This window comes from Lactiplantibacillus dongliensis (assembly GCF_005405105.1).
In the GTDB taxonomy this organism is placed as follows: domain Bacteria; phylum Bacillota; class Bacilli; order Lactobacillales; family Lactobacillaceae; genus Lactiplantibacillus; species Lactiplantibacillus dongliensis.
The window spans coordinates 12,587-32,039 of sequence record NZ_BJDK01000039.1 but is presented as its reverse complement, the minus strand read 5'-3'; the positions used below and the strand labels follow the sequence as shown (position 1 = coordinate 32,039).

General features: G+C 44.1%; 13 protein-coding genes, 1 tRNA gene and 1 pseudogene. 1 reads left to right on the top strand and 14 read right to left on the bottom strand.

The window, feature by feature from the left end:
- Positions 1–123: 123 nt before the first annotated feature.
- From FFM80_RS12500 to FFM80_RS12470, 7 genes are all read right to left on the bottom strand, one after another.
- Positions 124–2,976: a sigma-54-dependent transcriptional regulator gene (locus tag FFM80_RS12500; protein ID WP_137641099.1), complete on the bottom strand. Its 2,853-nt coding sequence runs from the start codon at positions 2,974–2,976 to the stop codon at positions 124–126.
- Between the two features lie 380 nt (positions 2,977–3,356).
- The gene (locus tag FFM80_RS12495; RefSeq protein ID WP_137635869.1) at positions 3,357–3,740 is read right to left on the bottom strand and encodes a DUF956 family protein; all 384 of its coding nucleotides are present in this window, start codon (positions 3,738–3,740) and stop codon (positions 3,357–3,359) included.
- 149 nt (positions 3,741–3,889) lie between these two features.
- Positions 3,890–4,804: a PTS system mannose/fructose/sorbose family transporter subunit IID gene (locus tag FFM80_RS12490; protein ID WP_137641098.1), complete on the bottom strand. Its 915-nt coding sequence runs from the start codon at positions 4,802–4,804 to the stop codon at positions 3,890–3,892.
- A gap of 18 nt (positions 4,805–4,822) precedes the next feature.
- Positions 4,823–5,632, bottom strand: a complete 810-nt coding sequence (locus tag FFM80_RS12485) for a PTS mannose/fructose/sorbose transporter subunit IIC (RefSeq protein ID WP_137641097.1) — start codon at positions 5,630–5,632, stop codon at positions 4,823–4,825.
- Between the two features lie 32 nt (positions 5,633–5,664).
- A complete protein-coding gene (locus tag FFM80_RS12480; protein WP_137641096.1) occupies positions 5,665–6,642 on the bottom strand; it encodes a mannose/fructose/sorbose PTS transporter subunit IIA in 978 nt (325 codons plus the stop codon).
- A 324-nt stretch (positions 6,643–6,966) separates the two neighbouring features.
- Positions 6,967–7,773, bottom strand: coding sequence for a C39 family peptidase (locus FFM80_RS12475; protein WP_171001116.1), 807 nt, complete (start codon positions 7,771–7,773; stop codon positions 6,967–6,969).
- 242 nt (positions 7,774–8,015) lie between these two features.
- On the bottom strand, positions 8,016–8,477 hold the full coding sequence (locus tag FFM80_RS12470; RefSeq protein WP_223877363.1) for a DUF4411 family protein: 462 nt from the start codon (positions 8,475–8,477) through the stop codon (positions 8,016–8,018).
- Between the two features lie 1,180 nt (positions 8,478–9,657).
- Here FFM80_RS12470 and FFM80_RS12460 point away from each other — a divergent pair.
- A pseudogene (locus FFM80_RS12460) lies at positions 9,658–10,623 on the top strand (DUF3644 domain-containing protein).
- Positions 10,624–10,988: 365 nt separating this feature from the next.
- Here FFM80_RS12460 and FFM80_RS12455 read toward each other — a convergent pair.
- The 7 genes from FFM80_RS12455 to FFM80_RS12425 all read right to left on the bottom strand — a co-directional run bounded on the left by FFM80_RS12455 (position 10,989) and on the right by FFM80_RS12425 (position 19,271).
- Positions 10,989–11,073 (bottom strand) — tRNA-Leu (locus tag FFM80_RS12455).
- Positions 11,074–11,128: 55 nt separating this feature from the next.
- Entirely contained in the window at positions 11,129–12,004 is an 876-nt protein-coding gene (gene thrB, locus FFM80_RS12450) for a homoserine kinase (protein ID WP_137641093.1), read from the bottom strand.
- Between the two features lie 9 nt (positions 12,005–12,013).
- Entirely contained in the window at positions 12,014–13,300 is a 1,287-nt protein-coding gene (locus FFM80_RS12445) for a homoserine dehydrogenase (protein WP_137635862.1), read from the bottom strand.
- 70 nt (positions 13,301–13,370) lie between these two features.
- Entirely contained in the window at positions 13,371–13,820 is a 450-nt protein-coding gene (locus FFM80_RS12440; protein ID WP_137641092.1) for a SprT family protein, read from the bottom strand.
- Positions 13,813–15,990, bottom strand: a complete 2,178-nt coding sequence (locus FFM80_RS12435; RefSeq protein WP_137641091.1) for a Tex family protein — start codon at positions 15,988–15,990, stop codon at positions 13,813–13,815. Before FFM80_RS12435 ends, FFM80_RS12440 begins: the two co-directional genes overlap by 8 nt.
- A 146-nt stretch (positions 15,991–16,136) precedes the next feature.
- The gene (locus tag FFM80_RS12430; protein ID WP_137641090.1) at positions 16,137–16,571 is read right to left on the bottom strand and encodes a hypothetical protein; all 435 of its coding nucleotides are present in this window, start codon (positions 16,569–16,571) and stop codon (positions 16,137–16,139) included.
- A gap of 48 nt (positions 16,572–16,619) precedes the next feature.
- Entirely contained in the window at positions 16,620–19,271 is a 2,652-nt protein-coding gene (locus tag FFM80_RS12425) for a cation-translocating P-type ATPase (RefSeq protein WP_137641089.1), read from the bottom strand.
- Positions 19,272–19,453 lie beyond the last annotated feature (182 nt).

The following is a 19,453-nucleotide window of genomic DNA, read 5'->3' as shown; positions in this document are numbered from 1 at the left end:
GGAAGTATACCTTCAAAGCGCTGATTTCTATTAAGCTTCGCCATCATCCTTCCTTGACTTAATACCACAATGCTTTTTTAACTTGTCATTAGCATACATGCAAAAAGCATGCCAATTAGTGTATCACTTTAATTCTGCTTGATGCGTTTCTAACAATTGCACAATATAATACGTTTCGGCTGCTGAAAAGGCGAGCTGCAATTGATCGGTAATCTGTTGATTGGCCGTTGTCACAATTGGATACCATGGCGATTCGTCCAAGGTCGTCATCTCTTCGGCTGGCGCGGTAATCTGGTCTTTAATTGCGGTGCGTTCTAACGCGCCCGCCAGATGCATAATTAGATCAATCCGAAACGCATTCGGCATCGGCTTCGCTAGTTGCTTGCCAATCGTTTCACTATACTGCCATAGAATCGTCGTCAACTTACGCGGATTTAAGAAAGTAAAGTAATCCCCTAAGTACCGCTCACATAATTCTGGCGTCAGTTCTTTTAAGTCCGTCAGCTTGCTTTGCGGGGCGTTTAAACCCATCGCTAGTTGGTCGATGAACTTCTCTCCACCACCTTGTAGCAATTCCTCCAGTGAGATAAACGGCACCTTTAGGTCGGGCTTCGCAATCCCCGTCGCCGCAATAATCTGATACGATTGATTGATCTGTGCTAAACGTTCCTGCATATTCACAACCGACACTGGGAACACAGTAATGCCTTCAATAAAGTTCTGAGCTAATAAACTATCCAAAATCGTCTTAATCCGTTCCGCCGTCCCGACACCCGTCGAGCAAATCGCAATAATCGCACGATGATTAGCGTCCACGGTCGGTTCTGGTTGCGGTGCATCCGCCGGGGCGGCTGTCGGCAAATTCCGTGAGATCCGCGAATAGCCTTTAAACCCAACTAACTCATGATAAATCGTATCCAGATCGCTATCAATCAAACTGGCTTTACGTACCGCCTCTAGCACAACTGGGGTGGTCACCATATCAATCGTGCGGATCTTAATATTGGTTGCCGCTTGAATGCGTTTGCCAAAGGTCGTTAGTGAGCCCATATCGACCAACATTAAGACCCCATTTCCCGCATCGAGCTTAATAATCTGCTCTTTGATCCGGGTATAGGCCACGTTGGGATCCATGTCTAGCGGCATATCAAACGCGCCGACATCATAGTCATCTAAGAGCTGACCCACCACTTGCGCCATGGAAGAAGCGGTACTCATCCCATGCGCTGCGACTAACACGCCAATCTTGCCATCCATCTGCATCGACTTTAATGAAATCAATAAAATAGCTAAATAATAAACTTCCGATTGTGGAATGGGTAAATGATAGCGTTCGTCTAACGCATGCTTTAAGTACTGGGCAGCCTTGATCTCAGCCGGATAGTCTTTAACCATCGCTAACATATCCTGGCTCATCTGCCGCATCGGCTTTCCCGCCTGAATGCGCTTGATGAACGAACTGATATGCAAGCTAACCGCATAAATAAAATTATCTTTAAAGTTATAACCAAGCATCTCCTGGATCGTCGCTTGAGCCGTTTTGGTAAAGTCGATCACGTCTTGATCAACGATTTCAGCGAGCTTGTTTTCCGGTGAGATTTCCATCTGCGTCTGCTTGTAAAATGACTTCAGATGTAAGTTAATGTCGGTCGTAATAAATCGATTGATATGTTCCTTATCTAAGCCTTCACGCCGCAACAACGACGCTTTATCGCCAATAATCTCGTATAAATTATAAGGTAATTCATAATTATCATTTTTATTGCGTAGTGGCATCGGCCCATCATTCGGCTTGACTATTAGAAACGGATCTAACAATTCCGAAATGGCGCCAAGTTCATGCCGATTCGATGCTACAGTCACTAGGCCACCGCGAATATTCTCGGGTAAGTCATCCATCGTAATATCGATTTCCGAATCATTCTCAATACTGTTCACGAAGCCTTGCGCACAGACCAACTGAATGTTGGACTTTAATTGGCCAACGTTCCCAAACGTCACGGAACCCAGTAAGGCCTGGACCACATCTTCAGTCAAACGAATCTGCTTATTAATCCGGTTAGCTTCAATGGAAAGTAAGGCTTTTAATAGCTCTAGCCGTTCTTTGGCTGAACGGTCGTTAAAGGCTGGCAATTGAATCGTAATCGGAATCCGGCGCACGAACGTCTGTAATAAAGAACTTTTCGGATCTTCCGTCGTGGCACAGACTAACCGCACGTTAGCATGATGGCTCTTAGTCGTTTCACCTAACCGTGAATACGTCCCGTGATCCATAAAGTAGAAGATCATTTCCTGACCTTCTGGCGGGAGCCGGTGGACTTCATCTAAGAACAACATGCCGCCATCCGCTTCTTGAATCAAGCCATCTTTATCTTCATTGGCGCCAGTAAAGGACCCTTTAATGTACCCAAATAAGTGTGACATCAACAATTCTGGATTATGGGCATAATCCGCACAGTTAAAGGTAATTAACCCTTGGGGATTGGTTAACACGTTCTGCGATTCTGCAAATTGATACATCGTATTCGCAAAATAAGTCTTCCCAGACCCAGTCGGGCCAATTACTAACGTATTCAAGCCCCGGGGTGGATAGAGAATAGCCGCTTTCGCTTGTTCCACTTGACCTTGTAAACTTTCTTTAGCCCCAATCATGCTATCAAAGAGATCATGGGTCGTGTCATAAGTCACGGGTGCTTGGGGATGGACCTTAGCTGGCCGCGACTTGGTTACCTTGGCCTTAGTCGCAGTGCCAACTGAAGTCGTAGCCACGGTTGCCGGGATCACGGATCCCGATGGCACGTACCGCACTGGCCGACCAGATAACTTCTCTAAGTCACCATCGCGTACTAACGTATTTAATTCTTTACTGACGTTCGAACGGGCCAATGCCAGTGCTGCGGCCACCGCTTTAGTCGTCAGACCACTCGCGTCCCCATACTGACAAACGTAGTCGTAAATTCGAGCTTTTCTAGTCAATCACGTTCGCTCCTTTTGATCATTCAGTAACCGGTTGCAATTTTAAGTGTATTGATACACGTTGATACTCTACAGTTTAACACACAGTGTGTTGATACACTATTCACTTGGACGCAAAATCGATTGTTCGCGATAAAACAATTGGTCAATCCGGTCGTTAGTCCCGCTGTTATTAGTTTCCTTTCTGCAATTACCACAGTTAAGGCTTGTGAAAACTTCAACTTGAAAGCTTGGCCCATTGAGGAATCGTTAACGCCGTTTTTCACCCTAACACTAGTATCGAGATACGGATAAAATCAACTAGCACCATTGAAACAGCTGATAATGGCCGATTATAGCGTTAAAAAAAGAAGCCATTCAATTGAATGACTTCCTTGTAACTACTTCAAATAACTATCACGATTCTTACCTTTAAATAATCGCTTCATCACATCAAAGAAGCTCAGTGATTGCAACATGCGATCCGGCGAGATATACTTCCGAATCACGCGCAATACTTTTTTCGGGTTCTTCGAAGAAAACGCGTAAGTCCCATTCTTCTTAGTCTTCAGTGCGTATCGTGGAATCCAGCGCCCTTTGAACATCACCGAAACAATCACGATATCCACCTCATCCCATGGAATCTGGATATAGTTACGAATATTGCGGTCATCATAAAATTCAAAACCCTTATCACCGATCATAATTTTGCCATAATCGGTTAACCCTAGATGAGAATTACCGGCAATTACTAAGTCGACTTTTGTATTGATTGATTGGACCATTTGACTTACTCCATTTCTTTCTCTTGATAACACCGATTATACGGCGCCGGCAGCTTTTTGGCAAAGGCGCCGTTTAAACAAAAAGGGATGAACCCGTTGGAGTCCATCCCTCGATCTAAGTCAGTGACTCAGATTGAATCAAATGCTTTTTACATAACACCAAGGACATGCATGATAACACCAAAGGCGAATAAGCCGAAGATGATGATGATTGGTGAAACTTTCTTCTTTAATAACCACATGCAGAGGAAAGTAATAATAAGTGCAGCTAAACCTGGAATCAATTGATTCAAGTTATCTTGCAAGGTCGTAACCTTGTACTTGTCCAATGATAAACCAGCTTTTTGTTGAACTAAGGCTTCTTTGACACCTTTAGCACCGGCTGGCAATTTGTTCCAGTCAATGTAAGCACCAGAAGCTTGTTTGATACTTGAAACTTTAACCGGACTGAAGTCAACATTGACCCACCGTTCGATTAAGGCTGGCAAGATGAACATCCCTAAGATTGAAGCACCTTTAGTGATGTCTTGCAAAATACCACCAGATAAGTCATCGGTAATCGCAGACCCAGCTTTGTAGCCAAGTTCTTGTGTATACCACATGAAAGCCATCCGAATGATATTCCAAACAACGAAGTACAAGATAGGGCCCATGATACTACCACCCAAAGCAAGGGAAGCAGCTAAGGCACCAATAATAGGCTTAGCAGTGAACCAGAACACAGGGTCACCAACACCAGCCAAAGGACCCATCATCCCAACTTTAACCCCTTGAATCGTAACGTCGTCAATGGGAGCCCCATTAGAACGTTCCTCTTCAAGCGCCATGGTAACACCAATAATTGGTGAAGCCACGTAAGGATGAGTGTTGAAGAATTCCATATGACGCTTCAAAGCAGCGGCACGGTCTTCTTTAGTAGTATATAACTTCTTTAAAGCTGGGATTAATGAGTAAGCCCAACCACCGTTTTGCATACGTTCATAGTTCCAAGAACCTTGGAGGAACGTCGAACGCCACCAAACATGAATACGATCACTTTTAGTTAATTTAATTTGATCAGCCATTTTAGTTTTCCTCCTTCACTAATACTTGTCGATAATGTCGCCGACAGGGTCACCAGTATTGGAACCACCGCCACCGTTACCTGAACCACCCATCTTAGAAAGGTTCAAGTAGATTAAGGCCATGGCAACACCGATACCACCTAAGGCAATCAAGGTTAATTCAGAAATCGCAGCTAAGACGAAACCTAAAACGAAGAATGGCCATACTTCACGAGTAGCCATCATGTTAATAACCATGGCATACCCAACGGCAACAACCATCCCACCACCGATTGACAAACCATCAGTCAACCAAGTAGGCATCGCGTTCAACATTGCTTTAACAGGGCCAGCACCAACGGCTAAGATTAAAGCAGCTGGAATAGCAATACGAAGACCTTGCATTGCAATGGCGATCATTTGCCACATATCGATTTTAGCAAAGCTACCTTCTTCAGCAGCACGGTCCATGATGTGGACGATCAAGGTTGCAATCGTACGAGCAAGAATAGTGAGTAACAAACCAGCAACGGCCAAAGGAACGGCAATCGCAATGGCTGATGAAACTCCGGCACGGCCTTGGCCACCAAGTACTAAAATAATTGCAGATGCAATGGCAGCTAATGCAGCATCAGGGGCAACGGCAGCACCAACGTTTGACCAGCCTAAAGCGATCATTTGAAGACTACCACCTAAGATGATACATGGGACTAATTGTCCGGTAACTAAGCCGATTAAGGCGCACGCTACAACTGGTTGATGGAAATGGAATTCATCCAAAATACCTTCCATACCAGCTAAAAATGCGACTAATACGACTAAAATCATTTGAATCGCGTTCAAATTCATGATTTAATCCTCCATTTTTCTCCGATAGTTAATTAATTGTTTGCTTGTTCTTTCAACATCTTTTCAGCTTTATCCATGATGTGATCGAGGTTATCTTGACCATCAGTTGGTACTTTACGAACGTCCATCTTGACGCCCATCTTTTCCAATTCATGGTAAGTATCGATATCATCTTGGCTAAAGGCCAAAACTTTGTTTGGTTGAACTTTACCAGCAGAGTGTGCCATTGACCCAATGTTTAAGGTATCCAATGGAACACCGCCCTTGATGGCTTTCAAAGCATCTTGCGGTGTTTCGAATAAAAGCAAGGCCTTTTGACCACCGAAGTGTTTGTCATCCTTAGCTAACTTGATCATTTGATCAATTGGTACCACGTGGGCTTTAACCCCATTTGGTGCCGCTTGGATAATCATTTGAGTCCGTAAGTTGTCTTTAGCAACGTTATCAGAAACAACGATAATCCGAGTTGGGTTAACTGTTTTACTCCAGGCCGTTGCAACTTGACCGTGAAGTAACCGTGAGTCGATCCGAGCCAATACATAATCGAATTTCCCAGGACGACCAGCGTTTGCTGAGTTGTCAGCTGCCGCTTTAGGTGCTTCCTTAGGTGCTAATGCTTCTGGCCGAACCTTCACACCGTCTTTTGCTGTTTCAATAATATGAGTAGCAATTTCGTGTGCTGAGTTCATTGAGAGCCGTGACGCATAAGCTTCAATCAACATTGGTAAGTTCAAACCGGCAACAATCGCCCATTTGTCCTTATGTGCTTCAAACAAGCCATTGACTTGGTTGAATGGTGTGCCGCCCCAAAGGTCGACTAAGAATAAGACTTGGTCTTGGTCATCGAAAGAAGCAATTGCTTTTTCCAATTTGGCCTTGATGTCATCAGGTCCTTCGCTAGGCATCAATGTAACTGGTTGAACATTTTCTTGTTCACCGAAGATCATTGATCCGGATTGATAGATGCCCTTGGCGAATTCACCGTGACTAGCAATGATAATGCCTACCATCTTTGTACCTCCTATTTTTTTAGTTGCAGTCATCTAAAAAGGAATAAATAATGTCTAAAGCCTGCAACTTAAATTTTATTGTGATACTGTAAGCGCAATCTTTTTGCACTCACTAATATATATGCAACTTCCGTGCCAAAATACACTAATTGGTAAAGTCCGCTATGAAAGGGTTTATATTGATACACAAAAAGTGATACAGAAGACTGTATCACTTTTTGTGTATCAAATTAGCGTATTTTTTATGTTTTTTTATAAAACTTGGCTGATTTTTAAGGATTGTTTTAAACTTCCTTAGTAACTGAGGGCCCGGTAATGGTTACGTTACCAATATTTAAGAAATTGGGCGTTAGTGAGACTGGTTTTGCGGTTAGTCCAGGGGTCGTTATACATGATCTGCGTTTTAGAATAGCCGGTAACTGTGACACTATGCGTGTTAAAGCCATCTAGCCCTGCCATCCAAGTAACGATGGGATGGTCATTATTCAACTGGCGCTTTAATTGTGGCAGCCGACTGCCGGTCAGGTCAACAGCGGTACCAAGATAGTGTTTGACCGTGGTTAACAAGCCTTCTGGGTAGACATAATGACCATGTCCCCGATTATTGTAAGGACTGTTGACGAAACCATGCTTAGGATTAGCGCTGCGCGGCACGCGTTTGGTGACTTGCAGCTTGGTTGCTTTGGAACCAGCGTATTGCAGCATCATGGTGGTGGCAACAATTTCACAGCCAGTCGGTAATTCTGGCCGCTGAGCGATCAGTGGCACGTTTAATTTGAGCATTCCCGTTGGTTTAAGATAGCCATGCCAGACCCAGCCAGTTTTACCCGTTTTGTTTTTAACATAGTAATATAGATAGGTTTTACCATTTTTAGTTAGGTAACTACGCTTGATTCGGGTCCACTTGGTATGTGGAAAGTTGGCTAATTGGTGTACTGGCTTCAGCGTTAAATGTTCGTTAGTGCCATTAAATTGATACAGCTTACCAGTCGTGCTAGCTGTTAAATAAGCCTGCTTAGCCGTAGTGGACACTGGTTTGACCGTGTAATGAGTTGCCGCCTGTCCAACTAAAACGCCCCCGCAACCGATTAATCCCCCAAGACTGATCCCTAGTAGCCATTTGTTGATCATGTTGATGACCCGCTCTCTTTTGGTTAGTTTAGTTAGCTTGATAACTGGTTTTATCATATCACTGGAATTGGGGGCGCGGTCAATTTGTTTAGCTTGCGAACTGCTGAGTTGGGTTGTTGGGCTTTTTAATTAGACTTAATAGCGGAATAGCTGGTAATAACCCTAACTATCAATGCAAAAAGTGAGATAACATTATTATCCGGATGGATGACAAGGCTACCTCACTTTTTCGATTTACCACTTTATTGTGCTTTAAAATGCTCACTATCTAAGAAGCTCCAAAAATTCATTGTTTTTACATTAAAGTGATCTGCTACAAAAGGAATTTTAGGCTCATTTCGAGTAGGAGCCCCATTAGGCCCAGTGTTATTTTCATCAGTGACAATTATCAAATCATGCTTCATTGCACAAGCAATAAGCCATGGATCAGCTTTGGCTCCGTCTCTAGACCATTCTTCATAACCCGCTGCTTCCCATTTACCAGATGATGTCACATAATTAATCACCCGGGCGTACTCAACAACTGAATCTTCTACTGATAACACTCGGTTTTTGTAATTATCTTTGGTCCACTCACACAAATCATCATCTAATTTTAGTATCTCATCATAAACACGATTAGATATATAGACATCCTTATGACTTGTAAAAAAGTTCCAAACAACTGGAAAAAACGCTCGTCGATAATTACGGTTGGATACAATTAATATACGCGTTGTGCTAGTTAATTAACCAAAATCTCTAAAGCATAAAAATAGCCTAAACAGGCTACACTTCAAGCATTCTAAGACTTAGAGGTGTTAGCTATTTAGGCCAACTAAATTCTATCCAACTTAATGTTCAATTACAATCTGAACTTGAAAAATGGCTTCAAATTATTCAACCTTTATACCTGTCGTTTGTTCCGCAATCTATCCAACACCGTCGCAATATCAAGCAGGCCAAGCTTTCAGATCAATTGATCATTGTCCTAATGTGCTGGCAAGTCGATCTTAAAATAACCGTTCAAACTCGCTTCTATCATTTCTTGGAAACCTGTGTTTTTCCCAAAGGAACCTTACCAGAACGCTCAAGATGCAATCGCTTATGTCGTTTGGCAGGTAAGGTTATTCAGTTTATTCGTGTTGGCTTAACCAAGACCGCAATTGGTGAACTAACCTATACGATAATTGATAGCTTACCAATGCCAATTTGTGCACCGATTAGAAATTTTCTGGCTAAAGCATTTCGAGATACTGCTAATATCGGTTAAAACTCTTTTGAATGAATATCCAAGCCCGCAAATCTTAGCGGATGTTGGTTATTTAAGTAAAGCACTAAAATAAGACTTGGCAAATCAGGAAATTAACTTCTGGACACCAGTTCGGCGAAACATACCACAGCCTAAGCAGAACCAGTGTTTTCTAGTCCAAAAGCGTCAAAAAATTGAAACAGTGTTCGCACAATTAATCGATCTATTTGATATTAAACAGTTTCGAATTTGGTCTTTGAATGAATTTCAATCGCGACTTGAACAATGTCTGTTAGTGCATAATCTGAGAATATTGGGGATTAACTAGCACAACGCGTAATATATCAGAATTTTAAATGGAAAAATTTGACCAGCCCCCAAGGACTATTGATAATAAGGATAAGTATGTGACTCATGCCGAACTAAAATTAACTGAGGAACGATTATCTAATAAGATTGATCACTTGGGTTCCCAAATTGACACCAAGTTCGCCGAACAAGAAACCAATTTTTTTAAAAATATGCTGACAATTGCTGGAATTTCAATTGTATTAATTGGACTCCTTATCAAGTTTTTATGGTAAAAAACAAACTCTGTTCCCCAAAAAGCTAGGAATGAACACAAAATTAAGATATAGAAAGAATGTGAGTAGATGGAAAATTTATCAAATCGTTTGGTGAAGAAAAGTATCGAAGCATTTGTCATGGGCATTGAGATTTATAACAAGCCAACTATTCACTATCGAATTGAAGGCTTTTCATTTTTTGCAATTAACGCTTGGGAGTTGATGCTAAAAGCCGAATTACTAAATCAAGGTAAAAGCATATATTACAAAGACGACTCTGATAGAACTCTTAGTGTATCTAACGTCATCGCAAAAATATATACGGACAAGAACACCAGAATTCGTTTGAACTTAGAAAAGATTATTGATCTTAGAAATATCAGCACACATTATATTACTGAGGACTATGAGGTTAAGTATGCACCATTATTTTAAGCATGCGTTTTAAATTTTGTAACTGAAATTAATAGATTTCATTCAGTCGACATGACCGACTATATCCCACAAAACTTTTTAACGATTTCAGCCAGCTATGAACCATTATCTAACGAACAAATTCAATTAAAGTATCCACCAGAAATCGCCGAAAAGTTTATAACGCAGGCAAATGAGATTGATGTTCTCAGTCAAGAATATGATTCCGATCGTTTCTCTATAAATATTAAACAGAACCTATATATTACTAAGAAAAAAGATGAAGCAGACTTTACAGTTAAAGTAGATCATTCTTCAAACAACGATGTTGCTTTTATTAAAGACTTGAAAGACCCTTCGGATACCCATAAGTATTCATATAATAACGTGATCAAAGCAGTTCAAACACGTCTGGTAAAAAAGAATATAAGGTTGGGTTACCCATCCGGCTTCAATCAATATGTATTAAACCTGATCATTGATTTTTATAATATCAAACAAAACACTAAGTATGCTTATCAGCACGTCATCGGTAAACAGCATAGCTATACTTATTCTCAACAATTCGTCGAATTTATCGTCAAACAGATTGAAAAGAACCCTACAACATTTGTTAAAAGTTTAAAAGCACAGAAATAAAAAAAGATAACCCCAGGCACATAGGAATGCTCAGTACAAAAGTACTTACCCCATTTTGGGACCCAGTGTTATTCCTTCTCAAGTTATCTTACCGTTATTCTAACGTATAACAGTTCCTACAGTCAATTACATTTACTCAATAAAATAACATTGAATATTTATGCTCACTTAACGTATACGAAACTGGCAGCAAAAATTTATAAGATTAGTGACGCAATTGGAATTTAGTTAACACTCATTAACCACGAGTCACTATCTGGTCACTATCTTGCCCACAGTTATTCCCTGCTATTCCAAATGGAAAATACAAAAAAGCCGGTATATCAAGGGTTTCCCTTTCAATACCGGCTATTCCATATATAAAGTGCGGCCAAGAAGATTCGAACTTCCACCGGGTTAACCCCGACAAGATCCTTAATCTTGCGCGTCTGCCAATTCCGCCATGGCCGCATCACAACTCACAAAAACCATTTTAACAAAATCTTGTGAGTCTGACAAGCTAAATTTAAGATTTATGGACGTTTATCCCAGTTGCATCAACTGGCAACAGCTGATATTGGCCCGTTAAACTAGTATTCAACTTTAATTGTTGTTGTAATCTTTCTAAATCTGCCTTTTGTCCCAAGGTGACCACCGTTGGGCCAGCACCACTTAAATAGGTCCCAACTAACCCTAGGTCGTGTGCGGTCTGCCGAATCGTCGCCAAGGCTGGCACTAGCTTAGCCCGATACTGTTCGTGGAACTGATCTTGTTCGACCAACTGCAATGCGACCGGCCAATTCTGCGTCGCCAAAGCGGCCACCAGCGTATTTCCTACACTACTACCCGCAATGGCCTGCTTGAATGGTAAGTCACTGGGCAACGCCTCGCGACTAGCTGAGGTTAATAATTCTTCATTCGGCACATAGACACTCGCATATAAGTCTGGCGCTGGCAACGACACAGCCTGAACTTGGTCATGGTCATAGGTGGCAACGACTAGTCCACCTAAAATTGCCGGAGCCACGTTATCTGGATGACCTTCTAATTCAGTCGCCTTTAATAATAACTCCTGCTTAGTAAACGGTGCTTTCGCCAATTCATTGGCCAACACTAAACCCGCGACAATCGCCGTTGAGCTACTACCTAAGCCACGAGCCAGTGGAATGTCTGACGTCACTTGCACATGCTGTGGTTGGAGATTAGGTACTAACGACAACGCGGTCTTAATCATCAAGTTACGAGCATCGCTAGGTACATGGGGCCCATATGGATGGTCAACTTGCCACGTCTGGCTTGGGCCAAGCACCGTTAACGTCAGTTGCAGGTCTAACGCCAAGCCAATTGAATCAAACCCCGGGCCCAAGTTTGCCGACGTCGCGGGGACTGAAATTGTTAACATCACACTCACCTACGCATTCTTTAAAACTTTGTAACTAGCCAACAATTGCATATTCGCTTGGCCGGCAATCGCCGCCGTAATATCAGCTAACTGTTGGTCGTTCATTTCATGGGTAATAATCACGACCCGCGCATTGCCATCACCCAATTGATTTTGAATAATCCGGCTAAATGACACTTGCGCTTTGGTCATAATCTCTGTTAACCGGAGCATCATCCCGGACACATCACGCATCTTCAAGGCAATGAAGTGTGGATAAACAACATCAGTTGGATCAGCTAAGACAGTTTCTTGCCGGTAAGAATTAAAGGTATTTCCCGTGGTATTCAACGCAATGTTCTTGGCCACCGTCGTAATATCACTCAACACACTGTTAGCCGTTGGGAGTTCCCCGGCCCCAGGGCCATAAAACATCGTGTCTCCCACGGCGGTCCCAGTCACCATGACCGCGTTATTCTCATTTTGGACCGTTGCCAAAGGATGATGATCAGAGACTAAGACGGGGCCGACTGAAACCGCAATTCGGTCATCAATTTCTTCGGCAATTCCAAGCAGCTTAATCGTATAGCCTAACTGGTGCGCTTCAGCAATATCTTCCGCACTAATCTTCGTAATCCCTTGGACTTGGACATGGTCCATCGACAGACTCATCCCGAAGGCAAATTGCGTCAAGATAATCATCTTGTAAGCCGCATCGAGCCCTTCAACGTCATTCGTCGGATCACTTTCAGCAAAGCCTAAATCTTGCGCCGAACTCAAAGCTTGATCATAAGACCAATTCTTAGTCAACATTTGCGTCATGATGTAGTTGGTCGTCCCATTGACGATCCCCATTACTCGCTGAATCTTATCCGCCGCAAAACTGTTATCAATCGTCCGCAAGATTGGAATCCCACCGGCCACACTGGCTTCGTAGAATAGATCCCGGTGATTTTCACGCGCAATCTGGACCAATTCACGCCCGTATTGCGCAATTAAGTCCTTATTGGCAGTGACCACATGTTTACCAGCTTGCAAAGCTCGAATAATGTATTCCTTGGCTGGATGGATAGAACCCATCACTTCGACCATGATTTGAATTTCAGGGTCATCGATCAACGTGTCAATCTGGTCGGTCAATTGGACGTCCCCTAAGTCGGCCGTTTGGTGCTTCTTTAAATTATGAACCACCACACAAGCAAGCTCTAGATTACGACCGGTAATCTCTGAGATCTTTGCTTGATGGGCTTGTAACATTTTAACGACACCGTTACCCACGGTGCCCAGGCCAACGACCCCAATCTTGATAGTTTCCATCGATATAACCTCCAAAATTCTTAATAGTTAAGCTAATTCTATCGAATCCCCGCTAGATAAGCAAACCTTTTCAGACGAGCTTAATCCGACCACGACAATGCCCACAAGTATAGCGGCGCGTGTCCATCCGCCGTTTGCGATGATACACTTGACCGCAATTTTGACATTGATACGTATAGCGATAGGCGTGCACGGCCACCCCTGACTTCGGTTGAGGCGCATAACGTGACCCGCCCACTCGCGCTAGTAATTGTTTAAAAGCGGCATCGCGGTGCTGATAACCTTGACCAAGTATGTGTAAATGGTAATGGCACAATTCATGCTTGATGACCCCAATCAATGTGGCTTCATCAAAGTCCGTCAACATCTTCGGGTTGATATCAATATTATGACTCTGTAATTGGTAGCGGCCGCCCGTTGTTCGCAGTCGGCGATTGAAAAAGGCATGGTGCAGAAAGGGCCGGTGAAACTCAGTCACTGACAACTGCTCCACTAAATGTTGTAAGTCTAAGTTAGTCATGGACAGGCACAGGCGGTTCAATCATCGTTAGCGCAATCCGTTGCCGCTGCTCATCAACTTGTTCAACCCACACCGTCACAATATCGCCGACCGCCACGGCTTTACGGGGATCTTTTAAGAACGTATCGGTCAGTTTCGACACATGGACGAGGCCATCTTGTTTGACACCAATATCGACAAAAGCCCCAAAGTCCACAACATTGCGGACCGTTCCTTGAAGCTGCATACCTGGCTTGAGATCACTCATTTTTAAGACATCTTGGCGTAACAACGGCGCTGGCATCGAATCCCGTACGTCGCGACCTGGTTTTTGTAGGCTGGCAATAATATCCTTAAGCGTTAAGACCCCAACACCAGTTTGGGCTGCAAGTGCGGCTAAATCTACTCGAGTCAAGGCAGCCGCTTTACTGGTCCCGACATCGCTCAGTTGTAACCCTGCAGCCTGTAGTAATGCCTTGGCAGCGGCATAACTCTCTGGATGGATATCGGTATTATCTAAAACCGTCTTTCCATGTAGAATCCGTAAAAAGCCGACCGACTGTTCGTAAGCTTTCGGTCCCAACCGGGGTACCTTCTTTAACTGTGGCCGACTAACAAATTCGCCGTTTTCATTGCGATACGCCACGATGTTTTGTGCAATCGTCTTCGATAGTCCCGAAATATGGGTCAAGAGTTCCGGACTAGCTGTATTCAGATTGACGCCCACTTGGTTGACCGCCGTTTCAATCACGATATCCAGTTGCGTCGTCAACGCTTTTTGCGAAACGTCATGTTGATATTGGCCAACGCCGACCGATTGTGGATCAATCTTAATTAGTTCAGCAAGGGGATCTTGGAGTCGCCGCCCAATGCTAATTGCACTGCGTTGTTCCACATGTAATTCTGGAAATTCCGCCCGCGCATTATCACTAGCTGAATAGACCGAGGCCCCCGCTTCATTGACAATCACGTAGTAGACCGGCCGCGTCATTGTTTTTAAGACATTGGCCACAAATTCTTCGGATTCACGAGAAGCCGTGCCATTCCCAATCGCAATCATTTCAACCTGATATTTGTCTAAGAAAGCTTTGAATTCACCGGCGGCCGCTGCTCGTTTGGCTGGTGCCGCGGGCTTGTGTGGATAAATCACTAATTTATCTAAAAACTTGCCATTAGCATCCATCACGGCTAACTTGCAACCCGTCCGATATGCAGGGTCAAAGCCTAACACGACCCGCCCTTTTAATGGCGCCTGCATCAATAAATGATACAAATTATCGCCAAACACTTTAATCGCCTGTTGTTCCGCTGCATCGCTCAGTTCATTGCGTAATTCACGTTCGATTGCCGGGGCCACGAAGCGCTTATACGCATCTTGATAGGCGGCCGTAATCAACGCCACTGCCGGGCCTTGATGCTGGCCAATAAACCGAAAGTGTAAGTAACGGTCGACTGCGTCCTGATCAACCTGCAAGCTGACTCGTAAAACTTTTTCTTTTTCGCCGCGGTTAATCGCTAAGACACGATAAGACACTAACGCCGTGATAGGACTCGTAAAGTCGTAATACTGCTGATACACGCCTTGTTCATCGAGTGCTTTGGCTTTGGGCTTCGCCTTAACGACCACTTCACCTTGGCTACGTGTAAAGTTACGGACCCAGTTACGTAAGCTGGCATTGTCCCCAAAGGCTTCTGCTAAGATTTCGTGAGCGCCGGCCAACGCAGTCTCAACGTCGGGCACGGTTTCAGCATTCACAAATTGTTGGGCCTGCGCATCAATCCCGCTCGTTGGAAAGCGGAGTAACCACGCAGCCAACGGTTCCAAGCCTGCTTCCTTGGCAATTGTGGCTTTGGTGCGCCGCTTTTGCTTATAAGGTAAGTACAGGTCTTCAACATCTTGCAACTTTTCCGCCGTATTGATGGCTTGCTTTAAAGCGGGCGTCAACTGCTGTTGGTCAGCAATCAACTTGATGACATCGGCTTTACGCGCAGTTAACGTTGCCAACCGATCATAATTATCTTTAATATCCCGAATTTCAACTTCGTCTAAGTTGCCCGTGCGTTCTTTTCGATACCGGGCAATAAACGGGACCGTATTGCCTTCGTCCATCATACTGAGGACGGCTTTGATTTGTTGTGGTTTTAAGGTCGTCAAGGTCTGCTCAACGAGCTTTATAATTGCATTATCCATAATTTCACCCAATCTTTTTGGTTAAGCCGTTGTTGGCTAATCAACAACGACACTCTACTATAGTATACGCGCTTCCCATGATTTTTTTGCGAAAGAAAAGCGCAACGCCCCGGAATTGGGAGCGCTACGCTTTTGCTTAAACTGATTTACATCACCATAGCCATAATGCGTTGCACATCATTCGACACATGGGTCATCGCTGTTTCTTGATCCTTTTCCGCTTGGTTAAACGCGTCAACATCAACAGTCGTATCAGCAATCTTCAAACTAGCCGTCATCGCAGCACACGCATCAACATATTTTTCATAAGCCGCAATCAAGTTACGGTGTTTACCAATCAACCGTGCCGGCACTTGCGCCTTTTTCAAGTTCGCTAAGTTCGTTTGGTACTGTTCCGTGCCATCGGTGAATTCCATCTGAATATCGTTGAATTCGGCAGGCACCATCTTTGCCACCGCATTATCATCGATCGCTTGCCGCATCTTTTCAAACGATGGATTCATTTGCTCACCCATCTTTTCAGTGGTTTCGATCACTTTCGTTAAAACAGGCATATAAGTTGCCATACTAGCTTTTTTCATGAGTTGATCTCTTTTCTATATAAGGTTGGTGGTTCAAATCGACTGTCCTTATTTTACCACCTTACGCTGAAAGAATTTAACAATTTCAACGATGATGACCATTGATAACGATGCCGCGAGAATAATTCCCCATTGGTATGCATCAAGTGGTGTCACGTGGAAAATACTGTTAAACCCAGGCACCACGACGGTCATTGCTAGTAACGCAAAGGCAATCACAATCGCCCAGTTAAAGAACTTGTTGCGGAACAACCCAACCGTAAACAAGGATTGGTGAATGGACTTCGAGTTAAAGGCATGGAATAACTGAATCAAGCCTAGCGTGATGAAGGCCATCGTCAAAGCATCCGCATGTGCTAAGTTGGCACTGGCATGCACTGGATACGTTAATGCCAGCCAGTAAACTAACAGCGTAATCCCACCTTCTAGCAAGCCTTGGTAGATAATGCTTGAGAAGACCCCACCGGAGAAGAAGTTCGATTGACGGCCACGTGGCTGATGCTTCATAATATTCTTTTCAGTCGGCTCAACGCCTAACGCAATCGCTGGCAACGTATCCGTCACTAAGTTAATCCACAAGATATGCACCGGCGCTAAGATTTGCCAACCCAACATGGTCATCATAAACAAGGTTAAGACTTCCCCTAAGTTTGCGGATAACAAGTACTGGATTGCTTTTTGAATATTTGCGAAGACTTTTCGACCTTCTTCAACTGCCACCACAATTGTGGCGAAGTTATCGTCGGCCAAGACCATATCACTGGCACCCTTAGAAACTTCGGTCCCAGTAATTCCCATCCCGATTCCAATATCAGCGGCTTTTAAAGCCGGCGCATCGTTTACGCCATCACCCGTCATCGCAACCACCTTACCGCGATGCTGCCAAGCATTAACAATCCGGACTTTATGTTCCGGGGCTACCCGCGCGTATACGGAATAATCACTAACTTTTTTATCAAATTCTGCGTCACTCAGCTCATCTAGTTCGGCCCCAGTAATCACGGCCGCATCGTCGCCGGCATCAATAATTCCTAACCGAACGGCAATCGCTTCAGCGGTATCACGGTGATCACCAGTAATCATTAATGGGCGAATCCCGGCTGATTTCGCTTCAATCACCGCTTGTTCAACTTCTGGTCGTTCCGGATCAATCATCCCGACCATCCCGGCAAAGACTAAGTCATTTTCAACCGTTTCAGAATTCAGTGTTGCTGGAACGGCCGTAATTTCTTTGTAGGCAAACATCAAGACCCGCAGAGCTTGGGTCGCCAGCTCATGATTGGTTGCTAGAATCTGATCACGAATTGCCTTGGTTATTGGCGTCACGTCACCATTAATCTCAACAGCCGTCACCCGTTTGAGTAATTCATCCGGCGCCCCTTTAACCGCAACTAAGAATTTGCCGTTCGCAAGGGGATGAATCGTTGACATTAACTTCCGTTCAGAATCAAATGGCACTTCACCCACGCGGGGCAACGTCTTTAACAGCTGGTCAACCGGATAAGCTTGGTCCAAGTTATATTGAACTAACGCCGTTTCCGTAGGGTCACCCGCCAAACCATCCGTCATAATCTTCGTATCATTACTTAAAATCATGACTTGGGCTAGATGACTATCAGTTGCCAAATGGGTTGGCTTCGCATCGACTAGTTCCTGGTTCACATAAAGCTTTTCAACCGTCATCTTATTTTGGGTTAACGTCCCGGTCTTATCCGAAGCGATAATATCGGTACTCCCCAACGTTTCAACTGCGGGAAGTTTCCGTACTAACGCGTGGCGCTTCGCCATCCGCTGGGTACCTAAAGCTAAGGTAATTGTGACAATTGCGGGTAACCCTTCTGGAATCGCCGCAACCGCTAACGAGATCGCCGTCAACAGCATGTTGATCAAGCTTTCGCTGCCACGGACCATCCCGATTCCAAAGACCACCGCCGCAATGACTAAGATTAAAATCGTTAAGGATTTGCCTAATTGGGTTAAGTTCGCTTGCAATGGGGTTGTCGTCTCGTCGGCCGCTTCAATCATGCCGGCAATCCGGCCAACTTCAGTCTGCATCCCCGTTGCAACCACGATCCCTGTCCCGCGACCATACGTCACATTACTGTTCATATAAGCCATATTGACTCGGTCACCGATAGCTAAATCGTCAGCAGTCAAAGTTTCAGCTTGTTTCTCAACGGGGACTGACTCCCCAGTTAGCGCTGACTCTTCGACTTTTAATGACGCACTTTCAATTAAGCGCAAATCGGCGGGGACAATATCCCCAGCTTCAAGGGAAACAATATCCCCCGGAACTAGGTCATCACTTTTAACCGTCTGCAGCTGACCATCTCGTAAGACGGTGGCATCTGGCGCGGCCATTTCTTTTAACGCATTAATCGCTTCTTCAGCCTTGGCTTCTTGGAAAACACCGAAGACTGCATTCAATACCACGACTAGTAAGATGATGATGGCATCGACGGCTTCACCAGTAAATGCTGCGATTAAAGCCGCGACGAGTAACACGATGATCATGAAGTCTTTAAACTGGGCGATAAACTTCTGTAATAACGACGTTGACTTTTGTTGATTCAACGCATTATGACCATACTGTTCTAACCGTTTGGCCGCCGCTGATTGGCTCAAACCGTGTTCATCCGTCTGCAAGTCTTCATAAATCGCTGGTAACGCTTGTTGATACTTAGGTGTTGCTTTCGACATTAAGATCTCCTCCTCGCATCTGAGCCCCATCTTCTAAAAATAGAAAATGAGACCCATGTATGCACGCAAAAGTTGTGAACATACATAAGTCTCACTATTTAAGACAATACCGGATTGGTTTCTTGTTGACGATAATTGCCGCAGTTAACCTGCTAGTTACTCCCTTATGATTGTACTGTTAG

Bases quoted from the DNA above. Each gene is read 5' to 3' on its own strand.
- FFM80_RS12430 (WP_137641090.1), bottom strand. From the start codon at position 16,571: ATGAAAAAAGCTAGTATGGCAACTTATATGCCTGTTTTAACGAAAGTG.
- FFM80_RS12425 (WP_137641089.1), bottom strand. From the start codon at position 19,271: ATGTCGAAAGCAACACCTAAGTATCAACAAGCGTTACCAGCGATTTAT.
- FFM80_RS12490 (WP_137641098.1), bottom strand. From the start codon at position 4,804: ATGGCTGATCAAATTAAATTAACTAAAAGTGATCGTATTCATGTTTGG.
- FFM80_RS12485 (WP_137641097.1), bottom strand. From the start codon at position 5,632: ATGAATTTGAACGCGATTCAAATGATTTTAGTCGTATTAGTCGCATTT.
- FFM80_RS12445 (WP_137635862.1), bottom strand. From the start codon at position 13,300: ATGGAAACTATCAAGATTGGGGTCGTTGGCCTGGGCACCGTGGGTAAC.
- FFM80_RS12475 (WP_171001116.1), bottom strand. From the start codon at position 7,773: ATGATCAACAAATGGCTACTAGGGATCAGTCTTGGGGGATTAATCGGT.
- thrB (WP_137641093.1), bottom strand. From the start codon at position 12,004: ATGTTAACAATTTCAGTCCCCGCGACGTCGGCAAACTTGGGCCCGGGG.
- FFM80_RS12440 (WP_137641092.1), bottom strand. From the start codon at position 13,820: ATGACTAACTTAGACTTACAACATTTAGTGGAGCAGTTGTCAGTGACT.
- FFM80_RS12495 (WP_137635869.1), bottom strand. From the start codon at position 3,740: ATGGTCCAATCAATCAATACAAAAGTCGACTTAGTAATTGCCGGTAAT.
- FFM80_RS12435 (WP_137641091.1), bottom strand. From the start codon at position 15,990: ATGGATAATGCAATTATAAAGCTCGTTGAGCAGACCTTGACGACCTTA.
- FFM80_RS12480 (WP_137641096.1), bottom strand. From the start codon at position 6,642: ATGGTAGGCATTATCATTGCTAGTCACGGTGAATTCGCCAAGGGCATC.